Origin of the sequence: Vibrio sp. OPT46, assembly GCF_015163535.1 — a bacterium.
Classification (GTDB): domain Bacteria; phylum Pseudomonadota; class Gammaproteobacteria; order Enterobacterales; family Vibrionaceae; genus Vibrio; species Vibrio alginolyticus.
In genome coordinates this window covers 75,666-76,202 of the sequence record NZ_JADDYG010000481.1, presented here as the reverse complement: position 1 = coordinate 76,202, position 537 = coordinate 75,666, and the positions used below count along the sequence as shown (strand labels likewise).

The following is a 537-nucleotide window of genomic DNA, read 5'->3' as shown; positions in this document are numbered from 1 at the left end:
GACGTTGTTGTAGTGATCGAGCCAACAATCATAAGCAAATGAACTAGTACTAAAATTTTTAGTATTACACTTAAGGGCGACAATTGATGTCGCCCTTTTTGTTTTACATCAAACATGCATGAAGAGCATACATTAAATGCTCAAGTTTCATTTTATTCATAGACAAAGAAGACATACACTTAGACCAGTTGATATCTTGCTGCATGTGACCCAGAGTCATGCTACCGCACAATCGGAGAACCTTATGTTTAATGCTCTAGTTCTAAATCAAGAAGACAAACGTACTATCGCTAACATCGAGCAAATCGATGAAACACAACTGCCTGAAGGCGACGTTCTGATTGACGTTGATTACTCATCGTTAAACTACAAAGACGGCCTTGCGATCACAGGTAAAGGTAAAATCATCCGTAACTTCCCGATGGTGCCAGGTATTGACTTAGCAGGTACGGTAGTAAGCTCAGAAGACGACCGCTACCAAGCTGGTGACAAAGTTGTCCTTACTGGCTGGGGCGTGGGTGAAAACCACTGGGGTGG

The 537-nt window shown here is 42.3% G+C and carries 1 protein-coding gene; it reads left to right on the top strand.

Going from position 1 to position 537, the window contains the following annotated elements; genetic code table 11:
• Positions 1–244: 244 nt before the first annotated feature.
• A partial coding sequence (locus tag IQR33_RS33795; protein WP_228014033.1) for an alcohol dehydrogenase catalytic domain-containing protein occupies positions 245–537 on the top strand: 293 nt, incomplete at its 3' end.